Annotated in this window: 17 protein-coding genes and 1 pseudogene; 9 read left to right on the forward strand and 9 right to left on the reverse strand. The window is 71.0% G+C overall.

The window, feature by feature from the left end:
- From C1I99_RS33755 to C1I99_RS34510, 7 genes and pseudogenes are all read right to left on the reverse strand, one after another.
- Positions 1-313 (reverse strand): annotated as a pseudogene (locus C1I99_RS33755) (hypothetical protein); the annotation flags it as partial.
- Between the two features lie 134 nt (positions 314-447).
- Positions 448-1848, reverse strand: a complete 1401-nt coding sequence (locus C1I99_RS05000) for a family 43 glycosylhydrolase (RefSeq protein WP_199561964.1) — start codon at positions 1846-1848, stop codon at positions 448-450.
- Positions 1849-2834: 986 nt separating this feature from the next.
- Positions 2835-4355, reverse strand: coding sequence for an aKG-HExxH-type peptide beta-hydroxylase (locus C1I99_RS05005; protein ID WP_146603894.1), 1521 nt, complete (start codon positions 4353-4355; stop codon positions 2835-2837).
- Positions 4356-4426: 71 nt separating this feature from the next.
- Entirely contained in the window at positions 4427-4567 is a 141-nt protein-coding gene (locus tag C1I99_RS32600) for a hypothetical protein (RefSeq protein ID WP_158553972.1), read from the reverse strand.
- Positions 4568-4632: 65 nt separating this feature from the next.
- A complete protein-coding gene (locus C1I99_RS05015) occupies positions 4633-7617 on the reverse strand; it encodes an AfsR/SARP family transcriptional regulator (protein WP_158553973.1) in 2985 nt (994 codons plus the stop codon).
- Between the two features lie 84 nt (positions 7618-7701).
- Complete coding sequence (locus tag C1I99_RS34960; protein WP_369122439.1) at positions 7702-8103, reverse strand: transposase; 402 nt, start codon at positions 8101-8103, stop codon at positions 7702-7704.
- 25 nt (positions 8104-8128) lie between these two features.
- Positions 8129-8263, reverse strand: a complete 135-nt coding sequence (locus C1I99_RS34510) for a transposase (protein WP_267897472.1) — start codon at positions 8261-8263, stop codon at positions 8129-8131.
- Between the two features lie 275 nt (positions 8264-8538).
- Here C1I99_RS34510 and C1I99_RS05025 point away from each other — a divergent pair, with 275 nt between their 5' ends.
- From C1I99_RS05025 to C1I99_RS05055, 7 genes are all read left to right on the forward strand, one after another.
- The gene (locus C1I99_RS05025; protein WP_199561965.1) at positions 8539-9015 is read left to right on the forward strand and encodes a formate dehydrogenase subunit gamma; all 477 of its coding nucleotides are present in this window, start codon (positions 8539-8541) and stop codon (positions 9013-9015) included.
- On the forward strand, positions 9012-10553 hold the full coding sequence (locus tag C1I99_RS05030; protein ID WP_111132966.1) for a formate dehydrogenase beta subunit: 1542 nt from the start codon (positions 9012-9014) through the stop codon (positions 10551-10553). The genes C1I99_RS05025 and C1I99_RS05030 overlap by 4 nt, the downstream gene beginning before the upstream one ends.
- 13 nt (positions 10554-10566) lie before the next feature.
- Complete coding sequence (gene fdhF, locus C1I99_RS05035) at positions 10567-13380, forward strand: formate dehydrogenase subunit alpha (protein ID WP_111132967.1); 2814 nt, start codon at positions 10567-10569, stop codon at positions 13378-13380.
- Between the two features lies 1 nt (position 13381).
- Positions 13382-13585, forward strand: coding sequence for a formate dehydrogenase subunit delta (locus C1I99_RS05040; protein ID WP_111132968.1), 204 nt, complete (start codon positions 13382-13384; stop codon positions 13583-13585).
- Positions 13586-13765: 180 nt separating this feature from the next.
- Entirely contained in the window at positions 13766-14596 is an 831-nt protein-coding gene (locus C1I99_RS05045) for a hydroxypyruvate isomerase family protein (RefSeq protein WP_111132969.1), read from the forward strand.
- Positions 14597-14617: 21 nt separating this feature from the next.
- Positions 14618-15502, forward strand: coding sequence for a 2-hydroxy-3-oxopropionate reductase (locus C1I99_RS05050; protein WP_111132993.1), 885 nt, complete (start codon positions 14618-14620; stop codon positions 15500-15502).
- 21 nt (positions 15503-15523) lie between these two features.
- The gene (locus tag C1I99_RS05055) at positions 15524-16681 is read left to right on the forward strand and encodes a glycerate kinase (RefSeq protein ID WP_111132970.1); all 1158 of its coding nucleotides are present in this window, start codon (positions 15524-15526) and stop codon (positions 16679-16681) included.
- A gap of 121 nt (positions 16682-16802) precedes the next feature.
- Here C1I99_RS05055 and C1I99_RS05060 read toward each other — a convergent pair whose 3' ends face one another.
- Both C1I99_RS05060 and C1I99_RS05065 read right to left on the reverse strand, forming a co-directional pair.
- Positions 16803-18065, reverse strand: coding sequence for a molybdopterin molybdotransferase MoeA (locus C1I99_RS05060; protein ID WP_199561966.1), 1263 nt, complete (start codon positions 18063-18065; stop codon positions 16803-16805).
- On the reverse strand, positions 18062-18310 hold the full coding sequence (locus C1I99_RS05065) for a DUF6457 domain-containing protein (RefSeq protein ID WP_111132994.1): 249 nt from the start codon (positions 18308-18310) through the stop codon (positions 18062-18064). Before C1I99_RS05065 ends, C1I99_RS05060 begins: the two co-directional genes overlap by 4 nt.
- Positions 18311-18525: 215 nt before the next feature.
- Here C1I99_RS05065 and C1I99_RS05070 point away from each other — a divergent pair, with 215 nt between their 5' ends.
- The gene (locus C1I99_RS05070) at positions 18526-19899 is read left to right on the forward strand and encodes an OFA family MFS transporter (protein WP_111132971.1); all 1374 of its coding nucleotides are present in this window, start codon (positions 18526-18528) and stop codon (positions 19897-19899) included.
- A gap of 56 nt (positions 19900-19955) precedes the next feature.
- Positions 19956-20804, forward strand: coding sequence for a formate dehydrogenase accessory sulfurtransferase FdhD (gene fdhD / locus C1I99_RS05075; RefSeq protein WP_111132972.1), 849 nt, complete (start codon positions 19956-19958; stop codon positions 20802-20804).
- Positions 20805-20963: the final 159 nt, after the last annotated feature.

The following is a 20963-nucleotide window of genomic DNA, read 5'->3' on the forward strand; positions in this document are numbered from 1 at the left end:
GGGCGGGCTGCTCGGGGCGGTGCCGGTCGCGGTCGACGAGGCTGGGGTAGGCTCCCACACCACCAGGGATTTGCTTCCCCGGTTGGCGGCGTCGCTCCACGACGTACCGCTGGCGATGTGCAGGTCCGTCGCGATGATCCAGTAGGTCACCGGCGGGCGAGCGCACGAGCGCCGGGTCACGGACTCCACGCGTGCCCACGGTCGAGACGAGGACAGGCGCCCCGTTGTTCAGATCGGTCCAATGCAGACCATCGCGGCTGTGGGCCAGGTAGATCTGCTCGCCGTTGGACGATTCCCCGGTGAAGTGGGCCATCAGATATCCGGCGAACGGGTCAAGCGCGGCCGCTTCCCCGGCGACACCACCGACCAGGACGCCAACAGCAGGCAGGCGGCGGTGAGGGAAGCACCGGCCCGAGTCAGAGCTCTCGACACGAGACTCCCCCCTCTTCAGAGCGTCGGCACGATCGGGCGGATGGTCCCGTCGGCGTTGAACTCCATGCGGTCGATGGTGGTTTCACGGTTGGTACCGTTGCCGGCCGGGACGGCGAAGCGGTGGTAGGCGACATACCAGGTGTCGGTGCCCGGCGCGCGCACCACCGAGTGGTGGCCGGTGCCTTTGATGCCGAGCTCGAGGCGCTTTTGCAGCACGATGCCCCGCTTGGTCCACGGCCCGTACGACGACGAACCGGTCGCGTAGGCGACGCGGTAGTCCTCGCTGCGCGTGTCGCCTTCGGACCACATGAAGTAGTAGACGCCGTTACGTTTGAACACGAACGGCGCCTCGTTGTACCCGGTTGGGGTGATGACCCGCACCTGAGCCGGATCGAACGAAACCATGTCGCTGTTGAGCCGCACGACCCGGGCAGCGCCCTGCCCCCAGTACAGGTAGGACTGTCCATCATCGTCGGTGAACACCATCGGGTCGATGGCCTGGCCGGAGTATTGCCCGCTGCGGATCAGCGGCCGCCCGAGTGCGTCGCGGAACGGACCGGTGGGTGAGTCGGACACCGCCACACCGAGTTGCTTGGCTGTGTTCCCGCTGGCGAGGCCGCCGCTGAAGTACAGGTAGTACTTGCCGTTCTTCGCCGTCACGGCGGGCGCCCAGGCGGAGTTGTCGGCCCACGACACATCCGGACCGTGGTCGAGAATCACCCCGTGGTCGGTCCAGTTAATCAGATCGCTGGAGGAGAAGGCCTTGTAGTACGTGCCGCTCCAGCCGGCGTATCCGTCGGTGGTGGGGTACAGGTAGTAGCGTCCGTTGAACGTAGTGATGTGCGGATCCGCGAACAGCCCGGGGATCACGGGACCCTTCGTCGTCTTCGGCGCCCACGGGGTGGTGAGGCGGAAGGAACTGTCCGCGCGGAAGAGCGCGGTGTCCTGGTACGTGTCGAGCCAGAGAGCGAAGTCGCGGTGCCGGATGCGACGGGACGGATAGTTGTACGACACGAACGACACTGAGCCCGCGGTGACCGAGCCGTCTACGGCGCAAAACGTGGCGTCGGCGCGGAACGTCGCGTCACCGGTGTTGGCGTCGACGCTAAGCCGATAATTGCTGTGCCGCAGGAACAGTCCGCTCTTGGTCTGCAGGGAGTAGCACGCGGGCGACGCCAGCCCGTTCACGACCGTAAAGGTCGCATCCTGTTTGGTCTGTGCCGTGCTGCTCGACGTGACGGTTTCGAGCTGGCCGAGCGAGTTGACGTGGCGGACGTACCGGCCGGGGAAGTTCACCGACTCCAGCGAGTGCGCCCCCGTCGGCAGTGTGGCGGCGGACATGGCCGCGGAAGGGCCGACGAGCGTCAGCCCTGTAGCGACCGCCAAAAGGATGAAGGCATTGAACAGGCGTCTCATGTCATCCCTCTCCTGACCCGCGTGGGGGCATGCGGAATTCGGCCACCCATCGATCAATGCGCCGATCATGGCGGCGTGTTCAGTACTGGCGCGGGTTTTTGGATGGCCAGCCCGCCCGTCGTGCTGAACGGACCGACGTGATGGTGGTTGCCCCGGCGAGCCCACCGCTCGTGGCCCGGTCCCAGGTGTAGCCCGTAGGTCCGCGATGACTGTGACGCTGCGTCGCGCACCTGTCCCGACATCGGCCTCCGCGCGCCGACCTGCCCTGAGCCGGCGCGCAGACAAACGAATGTGTCTGACAGTTTGCACCGAGGGCATCCAAGTGTCAATCGATCGCCTCAGATGTGTGCGAGCGACGCGTTCCATCGCTGGCCAGCGCACATCATTACGGTCAGCACCGCCTTGTCACCCGACCCGCGCCGGAGTCAGGCCGGGTCGCCTCAACGGCTCGCGGTGATTCAGCACGCAGCATGCTGCGCTGCAACGTCCAACGCTTGCGTGGGGTCGCGAATGGGGCGCGCCGTGTTGCCCCTGCTGCCAGACGCGTGGAACAAGCTGACGCGGATCGAGTGACAGTCACACGTCCTTAGGGCGCGCTATCTGTTATATGTGGTCTCGGGAGCCGAACAACGACCGCATAGTCTGCTGAGAGACCGACTTCCCTCGCTCCGGGCGCTTGGGATGTAATGGACACCTGCCGCCGCTTAACCTCGGGTCCGTGGCCACACCCAACACCCTCAATTCGGCTTTCGTCGTGGTCGCTACGTACCGGAGGCCAGGTAGGCGGCGAGGATGTGACGTGGCGGCTGGTTAGGGCGGCCAGCAGCGGAGCACCGGTGCGCTGATAGACCAGCACGGACAGGGCGAGCATGGTGTCTCGGCGCTCACTAGCAGTGCGTTTTCGGTGAACAGGATGCGGAAGCCAGCTACCGCGTACACGCCGCGGTAGCTGGCGTTCGAGCGAGGTGGCGCGGTCCGCGTGCCGGTCACCGACCGGCCGCGCCGTCAGCCTGGACCAGGCCGGCTTCGACCAGTTGGCGCAGCCCGGACTGGAATTGCCGGCCGGCCTCCTCGGGGCCGACCGCACCGGCCACCGCCTCGGTGTATCCGGCACGCAGCGTGGCGTAGTCCCGCCCGTCGCACAGCGCGAAGATCAGCCACGAGCTGAGGTTGAGCCAATGTACCCGCGGCGGCGACGCCGTACCCAGGACGAGCCGCCGCTGGTCCGCCAGGCTGAGCGCCCCGGTCGGTTCGACCGCGCGGTAACGCCCGGCGTCCGCCATGGCACCGGTAGCTGCTCTCGGCGCCGAGGAAGCGGACTCGTCAGCGGCCGACCACGCGGCGCGTACGCCGGGTGCTATCCGTTCCAGCGCGTCCACTAGCCACATGGTGAACTGCCGGCCATACGGGGTGAGCAGGTGCGCGAACCGCCGCTCCAGCTGCTCGCCCAGGTAACTCGCGCGGGCCAGCGGCGTCGCGTACCGCTGGGCCCCCTCCAGCCCGCGGGTGGGGATACTGACCGCGGCCCCGGGTGGCGGCTCGCCGTACTGGTCGCGTATCCATGGTTCAGCATTCCGGCTTGCGGCCTGGAACAGGACAGTATGGACGTAGACATGCAGGGCGAACAGCACCCGCATGACCGACCACCGGGCCACTCGCCAGGGTATCGGCACGACGTCGGCCTCGGGGTCGGTCCGTTCGAAGACGAGCGCGCCGCACCGGATGATCTCGAACAGGACAAGGTGCAGGCCCTCGTGCAGGATCGTGCCGGCCGCGTCCCACGGGTTGCGAAGTTGCTGTGGCGCGATGAATATCGTCGCCGGAAACCCGTCACCGCCGGCCTTGGAATACAGCGGTCCGTCCAGGGAGTCGTCACTGGCCAGGACCACCAGCCCAATCCGGGCCAGTACCTGGGACGCCACCTGTGGCATCAGGGCAGAAAGCAGTTCCGCCCCCTGCCGGAGTCCGGCCAGCGACTCCGGCGTCGGTGCGATCGGCGCGACCGCGGTCGGGCTGGGAAACGATCGGGCCAGCAGTTCCCACAGCCGGGCCCGGAATGGGTCGCTGTCGTTGGCGATGTCAGTCCACACCCAGGCCGGGCCGAGGCCAGGCCAGGCGTGCTGGACCGGGCCGGCGTGGCGCTGGCTGGGGCCGGTGCCGGCCGGGTGGGGATCGTCGGCCGGTGCGGGGTCGTCGGTGGGCAGGAACCGGGTCAGGTCCGGACCGGGGCCCAGAACCGCCCGGCACCCGTCCTCCTGCAGGGCGGCCTCAAAGGCGTTGCGGACCACCGGATCGCGCAACAGCGGCCGGAGGATGGCATTATCGGCGGCGGCCATCGCCGCCGCAGCCGGGGCCAGGTCGGGCCGGCATGCGCCGAGCGCCGTGAGACCGACCCTCAGCCGGGCCAGGTTGCGCCGCTCGATCGCGGCGCCGTCACCGAACTCGGGGTGCCTGGTCAGCAGCCGGTCGATCTCGGCCGGGGTATCGGATTCGTCGATCACAGTCATGATCACCTTACTCCTGGGCCAGCGTGCCGGGAACGGGGTACGGGGCCGTCTCGGCCCCGTACCCCCGTTGATCAACGGGCGGTGGGGGCCGGCCCGTTGTTCGGCGGCTGCCAGCCCCGCTCGGCCGCGTTGTCGTGGCTCACGGCCGGCGGCTCGATCTCGGCAAGCTGGCTAACCAGGTCGGTCGGAACTGGTACAGCGGAGGTCGGCATGTGGCGCTCCTTCCGTCGGGGCACGGACCGGTCGTCCGGCCGAACGCCACCATCGTGCGCGATGATCATCTGAACGAGATCTGATCCAGATCTGCGGGGTCCGGCGGGCCGTCCTCCTCTTGATCACCGTCGATCGGGGCCAGCAGCCGCTGGATCTCAGCCAGCTTCGGGTGGCGGCCCAGCCGCTGGTACAGCCGACGGGAGGCGGACAGCAGCCGCTTCGCCTCGTCGAGGTGCCCGACGTCGATCGCGAGCTCACCGAGGCTGAACAGGGCCAGCGCCTCCCCGCGTCGATCGCCGTTGGTGCGGAAGAATCGATGGGCGGCGCGCAGGTCGGTCTCCGCCAGGGTGAAGTCGCCCAGTGTGCGGTATACCCGACCCTGCTCGCAGCGCACCAACGCCAACCCACGCCCATCGGCGGTGGCGGCGAAGTCGTCGTGCGCCCGCCGGAGTTGCTCGGTCGCCAGGTGCAGGTCACCGGCGTCGCGGTGGACCTGTGCCAGCCAGTAGCGCGAGTAGGCCCCCCCGCGCTTGTCACCGGCCAGCTCAAAGCCGGCCAGCGAGTGAAGCAGTTCCGCCGCCGCCTCGCCGCTGCGCCCCTGCCGGAAACGCTGGATGCCGAGGTCGTGCTGGACATGCGCGGCCCCGCGTACGTCCCCGGTGGCGGTGAACAGCTCCAGCGCGTGGGCGAGGGACGACTCAGCCGCTACCAGATCTCCGGTCAGGCGGGCGATCACGCCGAGCAGATTCCAGGCGTAGCCGGCCAACCGGGACTCGCCTCGCTGGCCCAGCAGATGCGCGGCGCGGCGCAGGCAGTCACGCGCCTGCTCCAGCTCACTGAGGTGCACCAGCAACTCACCGAGGATCAGCAGCAGTCGAGATTCGGCATGCCGGTCACCAGCCTGCCGGGCGACGTGCAGGGCCCGCTCACACACCTGCCGCCAGGGTGCCCAGTCCGACCAGACAGTGATCAGCGGGTGCAGGTGGTACGGCAGCTCCCAGGCCGCGTCGAGCTGACTCGCGTCGACGGCCCAGCTGGCGGCGGCGAGCAGATCGTCCCGCTCAATGTCGTACCAAGTGGGCAGGGCGGCGGGCGCGAGCGGCGCCGCCTGGTCCGCCGGCCAGCGCGGGCCGTCGCCGGTCAGGACCGGGAAGAAGGCGTACGGCAACCGCGCGGCCCGGTCGGCCAGGCACAACCACCCGCCCAGCACGCGTATCAGCGCGGCCTCCCGCTCCTCGGCAGTCTCCTCAACAAACGCCCGCTCGGCGGCGTACGCGGCGACCAGATCGTGCATGCGGTAGTGCGGCTGGCCCAACGGCCCGGGCGCGGTGACGCTGAGCAGATGCGCCTCGATGGCCTGGTCGAGCGCCCGGTTCACCTCGGCGGGCACGCGGTCCAGCAGGGCCGCCGGCGCCCATCCCGGGACCCGCGCGGTGGCCAGCAGGCCCATCCGGCGCAGGACCCGCCGGGCAGTCGGGCCCAGCGGCTGGTAGGAGACGGCCAGGCTGGCCCGAACCGCGAGATCGCCGACGGCCAGTTCGTCCAGCCGGTCCTGGCTGCGGGCCATCCGCGCGACCAGGTCGCCGACCTGCCAGTCGGGCCGGGCCGCCAGCCGGGCACCGGCGGCGCGCAGGGCCAGCGGCAAGTACTCACAATGGGCGGCCAGCTCTTCGGCCCCGTCCCTTCCGGCTGCCACGACCCGGTTTCCAGCTACCCGGGTCAGCAGCTCCACCGCCTGCGCGGGGAGCAACGCGCCCACCGGTATCACCACCGCACCGGCCAGCCCGGCCAACCGGTGGCGGCTGGTAACGATGACCGCGCCGCCGCAACCGGACATCAGCGGCCGCACCTGTGCCTCGTCGGCGGCGTCGTCGAGCACGACCAGCAGTTCCCGGTCGGCCATCGCGGTGCGGTACAGGGCGGTACGCTCCTCGGCGTCGGAAGGCACCCCGTCCACGCCGAGGCCGCGCAAAAATCGTCGCTGGATCTCGGTGGGTGGTACCCGGTGCAGGCCGCCGCCGAGTTCGGCGAAGAACTGCCCCGCCGGGTACCGGTGGCGCAACGCGTGTGCCGCCTCGACGGCGAGGGTTGACTTGCCAGCGCCGGGCGGGCCGGTGATGACGACCAGAACGGGCGCGCGGCGTTCGTCCGACGCGGCCCGGCCATCGAAGGCGGACATGATGGCGGCGAACTCGTCCGGCCGGTCCACCAGATCGGCGCAGGCAGGCGGTAGTTGGCGCGGCACCCTCGGCGCTACCCATTCAGTGTCCGGCGCGGCCGTCCGAGCATGCGGGGAGGCTGTCCCGCGAAGGATTGCGCGCTCCAGGTCGCGCAGTGCTTCACCGGGTTCGATGCCCAACTCATCGGCGAAGATTCGATGTGCCTGGCGGTACGCGTCCAGCGCCGCGGCGACCCGCCCGCAGGCATGCAGCGCCGTCATCAACTGGTGCCAGAGCCTTTCTCGCAGCGGGTGCTCGGCGACGAGCTCCGTCAGCTCCGGTACCAGCTCCGCCGGCCGCCCGCAGCGCAGCTTGACGCTGATCCGCTCCTCCAGGGCGGCGACCCGGCGCTCCTCAAGGGCAAGAAGTTCCGCCGCCAACGCCGAGGAATCCAGGCCCGCCATCGGGCTGCCCCGCCAGAGCCCGATCGCCCGGTCCAGCAAGCTCGCGGCGACCTCGTCGCGCCCCTGCTCGGTCGCTGTCCGGGCCTGTGCGGTGAGCCGGTCGAACTCAGCGATGTCGACTACGGACGGCGGGACGGCGAGCAGGTATCCGCCGGTCCGAGTGACGATCAGAGCATCCGACGTCGCACCGCCGCGGGACAGTGCGGCCCGTAGCCGCCGTACCCGATCACGGATCTGACCTACGGCGGTGCGCGGCGGGTCGCCCTCCCACAGGGCGTCCACCAGGCGCTGAATGGTGACGACCTGGTTGGCGTTCAGCAGCAGCACCGCGAGGAGGAGCTGTTGACCCCGACCACTGACAGGGACCGGGCCGCCGCGATCCCACACCTCCAGCGGGCCCATCAGCCGGAAGCGCAAGTTCTCCATCCGTCCCCCGACTGCTCGGTGGTTACACGATACCCGCCCTCGATCCACTCGCATCTCGCTCCCGAACGGGGGGCTGTCGTGTCGTCAGGCGGGGTTAGTACTCCAGCCGTACGTGGTGTCGTCGAAACCTGCGCTGGTAGTGGCTGATCGGGGCCGTGGCACAGGTGGTAGGCCCAACGGCCCAGTCGTAGAGTCTTGGACCTTTGGCGCCATCGCCGCAGCTGCGGCGCTTCCACGCCAGGGCCGGTGCCGCCGCGGCGAGGGCGTCAGCGCGAGCGCTACCACCGTTCGTGGGGATCTACGACTGCGAGGGACCGCCAAGACGTAACCGACGCGCCGTTGTTGCAGCTCGATCCGAAACTTGCTGTCTTGACCGTAGGCCTCGTCGGCGGTGACCCAGCGGGCGGACACGCCCGCGTCGAGGGCACGAGCCAGCATCCGTAGCCCGAGGGCGGGCTTGGTGGCGAACCGGACCGCAGGACCCACGCCCGCCTCGGCGCGCCGCTCCGCGTCAGGGCACCCATTTCTGCGGCAAGCACAACTCCCGGTTCAGCAGCACCCGCCCGTCCAAGCTGGCATACGCGCAGAACACCCCGATCTGGCAGTTCTCTGTGCGCCCCGCTGTCCCGGAGTACTGGCGCTGCACCCCGGCGGACTTGACACCCTTCTCAGGAACCCGGTGTCATCAATGGTCAGCACCCCAGCCGGATGACCGAGATGGTTCACGACATACCCGCGCAGGTCATCCCGGACCGCGTCTGGATCTGGCCGGTACGCCTCAGCGCGGGACTCGGCGCCAGGCCCCGAGGGGCGTAGGGTCTCCAGATCGCCATCGACGGCTAAGGGTTCGGCATTGCATACCGTATCCAACGCGCCGTATCCTGGAGCCCAGCAGTCGTGGCGATCGGAGGTGCGGTGGCGATGGACAGTCCTGGCGCCTCGATGGCGGCTCGGGTCCGGGCGCTGGTTGCGGCGCATCGCGGCGATCGTGGTGCACTGCTGCCGATCCTGCACCGGATCCAGGCCGAGTTCGGTTATGTCGATCCGGACCTCGTGCCGCTGCTGGCGGTCGAGCTGAACCTCTCCCGGGCCGACGTGCACGGAGTGATCACCTTCTACACCGACTTCCGCTCCGGGCCTGCCGGCCGGGCGCTGGTGCGGCTCTGCCGCGCCGAGGCCTGCCAGTCGGTGGGTGCGGAGCAGCTCGTCGCCCACGCCGAGCAGGTGCTGGGGATCAAGGTCGGGCAGACCACTCCAGACGGTTCGGTGACCCTGGAGCAGGTCTTCTGTCTGGGCAACTGCGCGCTGGGGCCGGCTGGTCAGATCAACGAGCGGGTACAGGGACGGCTCACCCCGGCCCGGCTGGAGGCCCTCATGGTGGAAGCGGTGCACTCATGACGGCGCCGGTCACGGTGTACGTGCCGCGGGACTCCGCGGCGCTCTCGGTCGGCGCGGACCAGGTGGCAAAGGAGCTCGAGCGGGCGGCGGCGCGGGTTGGCCGGCCGATCCGGCTGATTCGCAACGGGTCGCGCGGCATGCTGTGGCTGGAACCGCTGGTCGAGGTGGTCACCGAGCGCGGGCGGGTCGGTTATGGTCCGGTCGAGTCATCGCGCGTCGGCGACCTCGTCGCGGCGGGGCTGTTCGACGGTGCCGACCATGATCTGTGCCAGGGCGTGGTGGACCAACTGCCGTGGCTGCGCGAACAGACCCGGCTCTGCTTCGCCCGGGTCGGCGTCACGGACCCGCTGTCGCCCGAGGACTATCTCGCGCACGGCGGGCTGCTCGGCCTGCGCCGCGCCCTGGAGCTGCCGGCCGCCGACGTGGTCGCCGAGGTGACCGAGTCGGGCCTGCGAGGCCGAGGCGGTGCCGGCTTCCCCGCCGGGATCAAGTGGAAGACTGTCGCGGACACCCCCGGCCCACTCAAGTTCGTCTGCTGCAACGCCGACGAGGGGGACAGCGGGACCTTCGCGGACCGGATGCTGATGGAGGGCGACCCCTTCACCCTCATCGAAGGCATGACCATCGCCGCCCGCGCTGTCGGGGCGCAGGAGGGATACATCTACATCCGCTCCGAATACCCCGACGCGGTGCGCACCATGCGGCGGGCGATCGACGTCGCCCGGGCCGAGGGCTGGCTCGGCGCGGACATCCTCGGCTCGGGGCTGCGGTTCGACCTGTTCGTCCGGGTCGGCGCCGGCGCGTACATCTGCGGCGAGGAAACCGCGATGCTGGAGAGCCTGGAGGGCAAGCGCGGCATGGTCCGCGCCAAGCCGCCGATCCCGGCCATCACCGGCCTGTTCGGCAAACCGACCGTGGTGAACAACGTGCTGACGCTCGCCTCGGTGCCGGCGATCCTCGCCGACGGCGCCGCGGCCTACCGGGACCTGGGCGTCGAGCGCTCGCGCGGCACCCAGGTGTTCCAGCTCGCCGGCAACATCGCCCGCGGCGGCATCTTCGAGACCGCGTTCGGCATGAATCTGCGCGAGCTGATCCATCGCTACGGCGGCGGCACGCTGTCCGGTCGGCCGGTCCGCGCCGTCCAGGTCGGCGGCCCGCTCGGGGCGTACCTGCCGGAGTCCGGCCTGGACCTGCCGCTGGAGTACGAGGCGTTCGTCGCGGCCGGCGCGATGCTCGGCCACGGCGGCATCGTCGTCTTCGACGACACCGTCGACATGGCGGCGATGGCGCGGTTCGCGATGGAGTTCTGTGCCGAGGAGTCCTGCGGGAAGTGCACCCCGTGTCGCGTCGGTGCGGTACGCGGGGTCGAGGTGATCGACCGCATCGTCGCCGGCCAGGACCCCGACGGCAACCTGGCGCTGCTGAACGATCTCTGTGAGCTGATGACCGAGGGATCGCTGTGCGCGATGGGTGGGCTCACGCCGATGCCCGTACGGAGTGCCCTGCTGCATTTCCCCGACGATTTCACCGCCCGTTAGAGGAGGCCTGACCATGAGCCTGCTGAAGGAACCCGACCTCGGCACACCGGCGAAGGCCGGTCCGGCGACGGTGACGGTCGAGGTGGACGGCCTGCCGGTGACCGTGCCCGAGGGCACGTCGGTGATGCGGGCCGCGGCGTTGAGCGGGATCGAGATCCCGAAGCTCTGCGCCACCGACAGCCTGGAGGCGTTTGGCTCGTGCCGGCTCTGCCTGGTGGAGATCGACGGCCGGCGGGGCACGCCGGCCTCGTGCACCACGCCGGTGAGCGACGGGATGAAGGTCCGCACCCAGTCGCCCAAGCTGGAAAAGCTCCGCCAGGGCGTAATGGAGCTTTACATCTCCGATCACCCGCTGGACTGCCTCACCTGCTCGGCCAACGGCGACTGCGAGTTGCAGGACATGTCCGGTGTGGTCGGCCTACGCCAGGTCCGGTACGGCTACGAGGGCGCCAACCACCTCGCCGAGAAGACGGACACCAGCAACCCGTACTTCAACTTCGAGGCGTCCAAGTGCATCGCCTGCTCGCGCTGCGTCCGCGCCTGCGGTGAGATCCAGGGCACCTTCGCGCTGACGATCGAGGCGCGCGGCTTCGCCTCCAAGGTCTCCGCCGGCGGCAAGGCGTTCATGGACTCCGAGTGTGTGTCCTGCGGCGCCTGCGTCCAGGCCTGCCCGACCGCCACGTTGCAGGAGAAGTCAGTGGTCCAGCTCGGCATGCCAACCCGCAGTGTGGTCACCACCTGCGCGTACTGCGGAGTGGGCTGCTCCTTTAAGGCAGAGCTGCGCGGCACCGAGCTGGTCCGGATGGTGCCCCACAAGGACGGTGGCGCCAACGAGGGACACTCCTGCGTCAAGGGCCGGTTCGCGTTCGGCTACGCCACCCACCCTGACCGGGTACTGACGCCGATGATCCGGGAGCGGATCACCGACGAGTGGCGCCCGGTCGACTGGGACACCGCGATCTCGTACACGGCCGCGAAGCTGCGCGACATCCAGTCCCGGCACGGGACCGGCGCGATCGGCGGCATCACCTCCTCACGCACCACAAACGAGGAGGTCTACGTGGTGCAGAAGATGATCCGGGCAGCCTTCGGCAACAACAACGTCGACACCTGCGCCCGGGTGTGCCACTCGCCGACCGGCTACGGCCTGAAGCAGACCTTCGGCACCTCCGCCGGCACCCAGGACTTCCGCTCGGTCGCCAAGGCCGACGTCATCATGGTAATCGGCGCGAACCCGACCGACGGGCATCCGGTCTTCGCCTCGCGGATGAAGCGCCGGATCCGCGAGGGCGCCAAGCTGATCGTGGTCGACCCGCGCCGGATCGACCTGGTCCGCTCGCCGCACATCGAGGCGACCCACCACCTCCAGCTCGCGCCCGGCACCAACGTCGCCGTAATCAACGCCATGGCGCACGTCGTGCTCACCGAGGGCCTCGTGGACCGCGGCTTCGTGGCCGATCGCTGCGAGGACTTCGACACCTGGGCCGAGTTCATCGCGCGCCCAGAGAACGGCCCGGAGGCGGTGGAGGAACTCACCGGGGTGCCGGCCGAGGAGCTGCGCGCCGCGGCCCGGCTCTACGCGACCGCCGGGAACGGCGCGATCTACTACGGCCTCGGCGTCACCGAGCACAGCCAGGGCTCGACCATGGTGATGGGGATGGCGAACCTCGCCATGTCCACCGGCAACATCGGGCGGGAGGGCGTCGGGGTCAACCCGTTGCGCGGCCAGAACAACGTCCAGGGCTCCTGCGACATGGGTTCGTTCCCGCACGAGCTGACCGGCTACCGACACGTCTCCGACGACGTCGTACGCGGGGTGTTCGAGGAAATGTGGGGTGCCAGCCTGTTGCCCGAGCCCGGACTGCGGATCCCGAACATGTTCGACGCCGCCATCGAGGGCAGCTTCCGGGCGATCTACGTGCAGGGCGAGGACATCGCGCAATCCGACCCCAATACCAAGCACGTCACCGCCGCGCTGACGGCGATGGAACTGGTGGTGGTCCAGGACCTCTTCCTCAACGAGACGGCGAAGTTCGCCCACGTGTTCCTACCCGGGACCTCCTTCCTTGAGAAGGACGGCACCTTCACCAACGCCGAGCGCCGGATCAACCGGGTCCGGCCGGTGATGCCCCCCAGTACCGGTAAGCACGAGTGGGAAATCGTCGCCGAGATCGCGCAGGCGATGGGTTATCCCATGCACTACGACCACCCGAGCGAGATCATGGACGAGATCGCCGCCCTCACGCCGACCTTCGCCGGCGTCTCGTTCGAGAAGCTCGACAAGATCGGTAGCGTGCAGTGGCCCTGCAACGAGAACGCCCCGGAGGGCACACCGATCATGCACATGGACGGGTTCGTCCGGGGTAAGGGCCGGTTCGTGCCGACCCCGTACGTGCCGACCCGGGAACGCAGCACCCGGAAGTTCCCGCTCATCCTCACCACCGGGCGGATCCTGAGCCAGTACAACGTGGGGGCACAAACGCGGCGTACCGGCAACGTGGCGTGGCACCCGGAGGACGTACTGGAGATCCACCCGCACGACGCGGAGGTGCGCGGCATCCGCGACGGTGACGAGGTTGTCCTGGCCAGCCGGGTCGGTGCCACCTCGCTGCGTGCGGTCCTCTCCGACCGGATGCCGGTCGGCGTGGTGTACACGACCTTCCACCATCCGGTGACCGGTGCGAACGTGGTCACCACAGAGAACTCCGACTGGGCGACGAACTGCCCGGAGTACAAGGTGACCGCCGTCCAGGTCGGCCTGCGGCATGCCGCGGCGCCGGCCGACGCGGCCCGCGACGAGACCGTGCTACCGGAGATGGCGGAGTGACATGTCCCCACAGGTACGGCTCGCCAACGAGATCGCCGTGCAGTTCCGCCACCAGCCGCCCGACGCCGCCGCCGCGGCGATCGCCGCGCACATCCGGACGTTCTGGGAGCCCCGGATGCGCGCTGAGCTGATGCGGTGGGTCGAGATCGAGCCGGAATCCCTGGACCCGCTCGCGCGGGAAGCGGCCCGGCTGTTGCGGGGGTGACCCTCCCGATCAGTGAGCGGCGGCGGCGGTCCGGCGGCATCTGCCACGCTGCAGTCGAGACCGTCCTGCCGGGCGCGGCCTGACTCCTGACCGGGGCATCCATGCCTTGACTGACCTCCATACTGCATACAGAATACGGCAAGGGGCGGATCGCGTCCCGCAAACCGACCGGGAGGGCCAGTGCCCACACACCGCCTCCGCTTCGACGTCAACTGCTCGATCCTCTTCACCGAGCTGCCCCTGTTGGAACGGCCGGCCGCGGCGAAGGCGGCCGGGTTCGACGCGGTCGAATTCTGGTGGCCCTTCGCCGAGGCGGCGCCATCGGCGTCGGAGGTGGACGCGTTCGTCGCCGCGATCCGCGACGCCGGCGTCCATTTGGTGGGCCTCAACTTCTTCGCCGGGGACATGCCCGGCGGCGACCGTGGCCTGGTCTCGTGGCCGGGCCGGTCCGCCGAGTTCCGCGAAAGTGCCGCCGTGCTCACGTGGATCGGCGCCGCCACCGGTTGCCGCTCCTTCAACGCCCTGTACGGCAACCGGCTCCCGGACGCCGACCCGCGGGAGCAGGATGAGTTGGCCATCGAGAACCTGGCCGTGGTCGCTGCCGCGGTTGCTCCGATCGACGGCACCGTCCTCGTCGAGGCGGTGAGTGGGCCGCAGCCGTACCCGCTGCGCACCGCCGCCGACGCCGTCGCCGTGCTCGACGTCCTGCGGGACGAGCGCGGGGTGGCGAATGTCGCCTTCCTGGCCGACCTCTACCACCTCACGGTCAACGGTGAGGACCTGTCGAAGGTGGTCGCCGAGTACGCCGACCGGATCGGGCACGTCCAGATCGCCGACGCCCCTGGTCGGCACGAGCCGGGCACCGGCGAGATCGACCTCGACGGCCACCTCGCCAAGCTCGAACAGGCCGGCTACCGCGGCTGGGTCGGGCTGGAGTACCTGCCGAGTGGGCTGAGCGAGTCCAGTTTCGAGTGGTTGCCCCGAGACCGCCGGGCGGCCCGAGCCGACTGACCCATGAAGGAGATCGTCGACATGTCCACCATCGGTTTCATCGGCCTCGGCATCATGGGACGCCCGATGGCCACCAACCTGATCATGGCTGGGTACGACGTCATCGGCTACGACCACAGCCCCGCCCGTTACGAGGCGTTGCGGCAGGTCGGCGGCCAGATCGCCGACGGGGTCGTCGAGTTGGTCCAGAAGTCGGAGATCGTCATCAGCATGGTGCGCGACTCGGCCGACGTCGAGGCGGTCGCCCTGGGTGAGCAGGGCGTGCTGGCCAATGCCCGACCTGGCCAGCTCTACATCGACATGAGCAGCATCTCGCCGCAGACCGCCCGGCAGGTCGCCGAGGCGGGAAAGACCTTCGGGGTACGGGTGCTGGACGCGCCGGTCAGCGGCGGCGAGGCCGCCGCGGTGGAGGGCGATCTCTCCATCATGGTCGGTGGCGAGGCCGACGACTTCGCGGCGGCCCGGCCGGTGTTCGACGTGGTCGGCCGTACGATCGTGCACGTGGGACCGCACGGTGCCGGCCAGACGGTCAAGGCGGCGAACCAGCTCATCGTTGCGGGCACGATCGAGCTCGTCGCCGAGGCGATCGTGTTCCTCGAGGCGTACGGGGTGGACACCGAGGCGGCGGTCAAGGTGCTCGCCGGTGGCCTCGCCGGCAACCGGGTCCTCGACCGTAAGGCGGCCGGGATGCTGGCCCGCCAGTTCCAGCCGGGCTTCCGGATCGACCTGCACCACAAGGACATGGGGATCCTGACCTCGGCAGCGCGGGAGGCGGGCGTGGTCATCCCGCTCGGCTCCGCGGTCGCGCAGCTGATCGCCGCGCTCAAGGCGCAGGGTGACGGCGGTCTCGACCACAGTGCGCTGCTGAAACTCGTGGAACAGCTCTCCGGCCGCTCCGCCCGCTGAATCCCGAGGGCCGATCCGCCGATGGACCACGTCCTGCTGGCACCCGACAAGTTCAAGGGCTCACTGACCGCTGCCCAGGTCGTCCGCCACCTGGCCGCCGGGTTGCGCCGGGCCCGCCCGCGTGTCGAGATACGCGGCTTCCCGATCGCGGACGGCGGGGACGGCACCCTCGACGCGGCGGTCTCCGCGGGATTCCGCCGGGTCCCGGTGGTGGCGACCGGTCCGACCGGGGCCCCGGTGCTGACCGCCTACGCCGAGCGGGACGGTGTGGCGGTGGTCGAGCTGGCCGACGCGTGCGGGCAGCGCCGGCTCCCGGGCGGGGTGGCCAGACCGCTCGATGCCAGCAGCTGGGGCGTCGGCGAGGTGATCCGGGCGGCGCTCGACCACGGTTGCCGGGAGATCGTCCTCGGCCTGGGCGGCAGCGCCAGCACCGACGGGGGCGCCGGGCTGCTCGGCGCGCTGGGCGTACGTCTGCTCGATGAGCGGGGAGCCGTGCTGCCACCGGGCGGCGCGGCGCTGCGTCGGCTGCGCCGGATCGATCTGGCCGACCTGCATCCAGCGGTGGAGCGGGCCCGGTTCGTGGTCGCCGGCGACGTGGACAACCCACTGCTCGGGCCGGCCGGCGCCGCCGCCGTCTACGGCCCGCAGAAGGGGGCGAGCGGAGCCCACATCGCGATCCTCGAGGCGGGACTGATTCGCTGGTCCGAGACCGTCGCGGTCGAGCTGGGGGAGTGGGGCGTCGTGGAAGAGCCCGGCGCCGGTGCCGCCGGTGGCGTCGGTTTCGCCGCGCTCGCCTTCCTCGGGGCGGAGTTCCGGCCCGGCATCGAACTCCTGCTCGATCTGCTCGCCTTCGCGGACCAGCTGGAGGGAGCCGGCCTGGTGGTGACGGGGGAGGGCTCACTGGACGCGCAGAGCCTGCACGGCAAGGCGCCGATCGGGGTGGCGACGGCGGCCGGGAGGGCCGGCGTTCCGGCGGTGGCGGTGGCGGGCCAGGTCGGCATCGGGCCGGACGAGCTGCGGGACGCCGGCATCCACGCCGCATATCCACTCACCGACCTCGAGCCGAGCGTGGAGACCTGCCGCCTCCGGGCGCCGCGTCTGGTGGAGGAGATCGCCGAACTGCTCGCCGCCGACTGGCTGGACCCGGCCGGACGACCCCACGCGTACCAGCACGGCTGAACGGAAGGCGCACCCGGCCCGCACGGCCGCCCACCGGTCCTGCCGTCCACCGCCGGGGCCCTGCCGGCGTCATCCCGCGGGCGCTCGCGGGCGTGGCCGGTCGGTGGGCCGTCTCGCCCGCTCAGACGAGCGGTGGGCCGAGGCTGCTCGGGACCGCCCCGTCCGAGTGTTCCCCCAACCGAGGCCGGATCCCGACGCCGGCGGTCGGAAGCGGGTCCTCTGGCGCGGCAGGGACGGCGGCGGGCAGCGCGAGCAGTTCGACCTCGCCTCCATTCCAGGCCGACGGTACGACGGCGAGCGCGTCCGCGCTGGCCGCCCCCCACAGCGAGCCGGGCCGGTCGTGGCCGACGGGGACCACCATGTAGCCGACCCGGGTCACCGGAACCAGCCGGGTGTCCCGGTGGTGCGGGCTCACCGATCCGGCCAACGGGGCGAACAGCGTCGGCGGCTCGGCGCGTCCGGCCAGCCGGCCGAGTAGGGGGGCCAGCAGGGTCAGCGTGGCGACCAGCGCCGCGTACGGGTTGCCGGGCAGGCCGACGACGAAGCGGCCGTCCGGTAGCTCGGCAAGCAGTTGCGGGTGCCCGGGCCGGCAGGCGACACCGCGCACCAGCATCCGGGTGGCCAGGGTGTCGAGCGCGCCGCGGAGATGGTCGGCGGCTCCCGCCGAGGTGGCCCCGCAGACCACCAGCACGTCGGCGTCGGGGCGCCGCAGCGCGGCTTCCAGCAGGCCGGTGTCGTCGGTCACCCGCGTGCCCCAGGCCACGTCGGCCCCGGCCGTGCGGACCAGGCCCGGCAGCATCGGCCCGATGGCGTCCCGGACCTGACCCGGCGCGGGCAGGCCGGTGGTGCGCAGTTCCGCGCCAGTGATCACCACGCCGACCCGGGGACGCCGATGCACGGTCACCGAGTCGTGCCCGAGGCTCGCCGCCAGGCCGAGCACCACGGAGTTGACGACGCTGCCCGCGGGCAGCACCTCGCGGCCGGCCGGGCAGTCCTCGCCCCGACGCCGTATGTGACGGCCGGGTTCGATCACGCCGCTCACGGTACGACCCAGCAGGGTGGCCCGCTCGTACGGCAGCACCGCGTCGGCGCCGGCGGGCACCACGGCTCCGGTGGCGATCTCCATGGCGTAGCCGGGCCGCAGCGTCGCCGGAGGGGCCGCCTCGCCGGCCAGCACCCGCCCGGCGAGCCGCCACGGGCCGCTGCCCGCCACGGCGTACCCGTCCATCGCGGCGGCGTCGTAGGCGGGAAGGGGAGAGAGCGCGACGAGTGGCGTCGCGAGGGCGGAGCCGACCGCCGCGGCGAGGGGCATCTCGACCGGACCGAGCGGCGATCCGGCCGTGCGGGCCAGCCGTCGGGCCTCATGCCAGCCGATCGCGGTCACCGCCCGGAACCCCTGTTCCGCCACTCCTCGGCGAGCTTGGCCAGCTGGGCCGCCGCCTCGGGCAGGGGCGCGCCGCGGCCCACCATCACGCCGAGCAGGAACGTCCCGAGCGGCGCCGCCGGGCGGGTCACCCCGTGCGCGACCTCCCGCGCGACGTCCAGCACCAGCCGCTGGTCCAGCACCGCCGGGTCGAGGTCGAGCTCGTCGACCACCTGCCGGGTCCAGTCGTCCAGAACACCACCCATGTCCGCTCCTCGCCCGTGGTCGGTGTCGGGTCCCGCCGGCGACACCTGCCGCCTGCGGTCGTTCTCCCGGGAGACGTCCTGCCACCGCACCGCCGTCCGATTGGGGACGTGGTGCCGCCCCGTCCGGCCGTGCCATCGATCTGGACAGTTACGCCTCGGTGAGGAAGAATAGTGCACGCAGCATACGGTATACAATCCCGGCTTGGGGGTGCCAGATGACGGACTCCAGCAACGACCGGGCCGTCCGCGAGATCAGCGACTTCTACGGCCGTCGCTACCGGGTCGGCGAGAGCGACCGGGCCCTGTTGGGACGTTCCCGGGCGTGGATGACAGGGCTGCCGTGGGCCGCCATGGTGGCGATCAGCATCTTCCAGTACGGCTACGGCGCGGCACTGCCCACGCTCACCGAGGCGAACGGCTGGAGCCTGTGGCAGGCCTTCGCCGTACTCGCTCTCTGGGTGCTCTGCCAGGCGGCCAGCGCACCACTTGCCGGGTGGCTGTACCAGCAGCTGCGGGCGCGGCTCGCCCTGCCGATGCTGGTCGGGGCGGCGTTCAGCCTGACCGCGCTGGTCACCCTGGCACACAGCGACGACCTGCTCACCGTGCTGCTGGGATACTCCGTGCTGGGCGGCGTCGGTGCCGGCCTGGTCTACATGACCTGCATCGCCACCGTCACCGATTGGTTCCCCGAGCGGGTCGCCGGCCGGGTGGCTGCGGTGAGTGCCGCGTTCGGCTACGGCGCGATCCCGTTCGTCGTCGCGGCCGGCTACGCCATGGCACCGGCGAACCGGTCGACCGTGCTGGACGCCGCCGGCGTGGTCGTCTTCCTGGTGGTGGCGGCCAGCGGCCTGCTGATGCGCAAGCCACCCAGGAACTGGTGGCCGGCCAACATCGATCCACAGCGGTGGGCGGTGGACCGGCGGCTCAACCGCAGCATCCCGCACAACCGTCCCGCCGTCCGGCCCTACCCGCCGAGGGCGGCGGTCCGCAGCGGCGTGCTTCCGATGATGTTCGTGGTCGTGGTGCTCACCGCCGCGATGGCGCTGTTTGACATCGCCTACCTCGCCGGCTCCGCGCACACCGGGCGCATCTCCGTGCTGACCCTGGTCGCCGCGATGGCGGTCCTGGCCGCGTCGACCGGCATCGGTCGGGCGGTGACCAGTGTCCTGGCCGACCGGATCGGCCGGCGGGGGACGCTCGGCCTCTCGTTGCTGGTCGGCGGGGTCGCCCAGTTCGGCCTGCTCGCCGCAGCGGCGAACGACAACCACCCGTCCATCGTGGGAGTCTTCGCCGGGCTGGCCGGTGCCGGAACCGGGGCGGGCTACTCGCTGCTGGTCAGCCTGGTACGCGACTGGTTCGGTGACGACGCGACCGTGCCGAACTACGGGATCGTCTACACCGGAAAGGCGCTCGGCGGCGTAATCGGGATCCTGCTCGCGGGACTCGTCGTGACGACGCCGGACTCCGCCGTACCGTTCCTGATCGCCGGCTGTCTCGGCCTGCTCGGCGCCGTGCTGACCCGCTGGATGCGTCAGCCCGGGCTGGCCATGGTGGGACTGCCGTCCCCGCTCGGCGTCGACCGGCGGTAGCGGCGGGCAGCGGTGACGTCAGCAGGCCGCGGGGCATCGAGGATCGGTGGTGGCGGATGGGACGGGTGACGCGTCGACGCCGGGTGGTCCGGGTCGTCGACGGCGTAATGAGCGAGCGGGCGGACACCCTGGTGGCCGAGGAGCCGCTGGAGATCCGGGTCAACGGGCGTTCGCTCGTGGTGACGATGCGGACCCCGGGCGACGACTTCGACCTCGCGGCCGGGTTCCTGGTGAGCGAGGGCGTGGTCCGCGCCGGGGCCGAGATCGCCGGCATCCGGTACTGCGCGGGCGCCACGGCGGACGGGGTCAACACCTACAACGTGGTCGACGTCGTGCTGGCGCGCGGGGTGGCCCCGCCGGACCCGTCGCTGGCGCGCAACTTCTACACCACCTCGTCATGCGGGCTCTGCGGCAAGGCGAGTCTGGAGGCGGTGCGCACCGTCGCGACCTGGTCGGTGCGGGACGACCCGGTGCGGATCGACAGCGCCGTCATCAGCACTCTGCCCGACACGCTGCGCGCCGCGCAGCGGGTCTTCGACCGCACCGGCGGGCTGCACGCCGCCGGACTCTTCTCCGCCGACGGGCGGCTAATGTGCCTCCGGGAGGATGTGGGCCGGCACAACGCGGTCGACAAGGTGGTCGGCTGGGCGCTGCGAGGCGGTCAGGTGCCGCTGTGCGGCTCGATCCTGCTGGTCAGCGGGCGCGCCTCGTTCGAGCTGGTGCAGAAGGCGGTGATGGCCGGCATCCCGGCCCTCGCCGCCGTCTCCGCGCCCTCCTCGCTCGCCGCCGAACTGGCGGAGGACGCGGGACTCACCCTGATCGGCTTCCTCCGCGGCGCGTCGATGAACGTGTACGCCGGCGCGCAACGGCTGGCCCGGCGGGAGCGAACCGGACTCCCAACCTAGCGGAGGCGCCCGTCCGTCCCGGCCTGCCGCCGGGGCGGCGTACCGTCGTATGCCCGCCGCAGGCGTCGCCCTGCCGGCTACGGGCCGGCGCCGCCGGATCCGGGCGGAGGTGTCGGACTCCGCCCGGACCGGCGCTGACCGTCGGTACGGCGGGCGCCG

The organism is Micromonospora deserti (assembly GCF_003236335.1).
Taxonomy (GTDB): domain Bacteria; phylum Actinomycetota; class Actinomycetes; order Mycobacteriales; family Micromonosporaceae; genus Micromonospora; species Micromonospora deserti.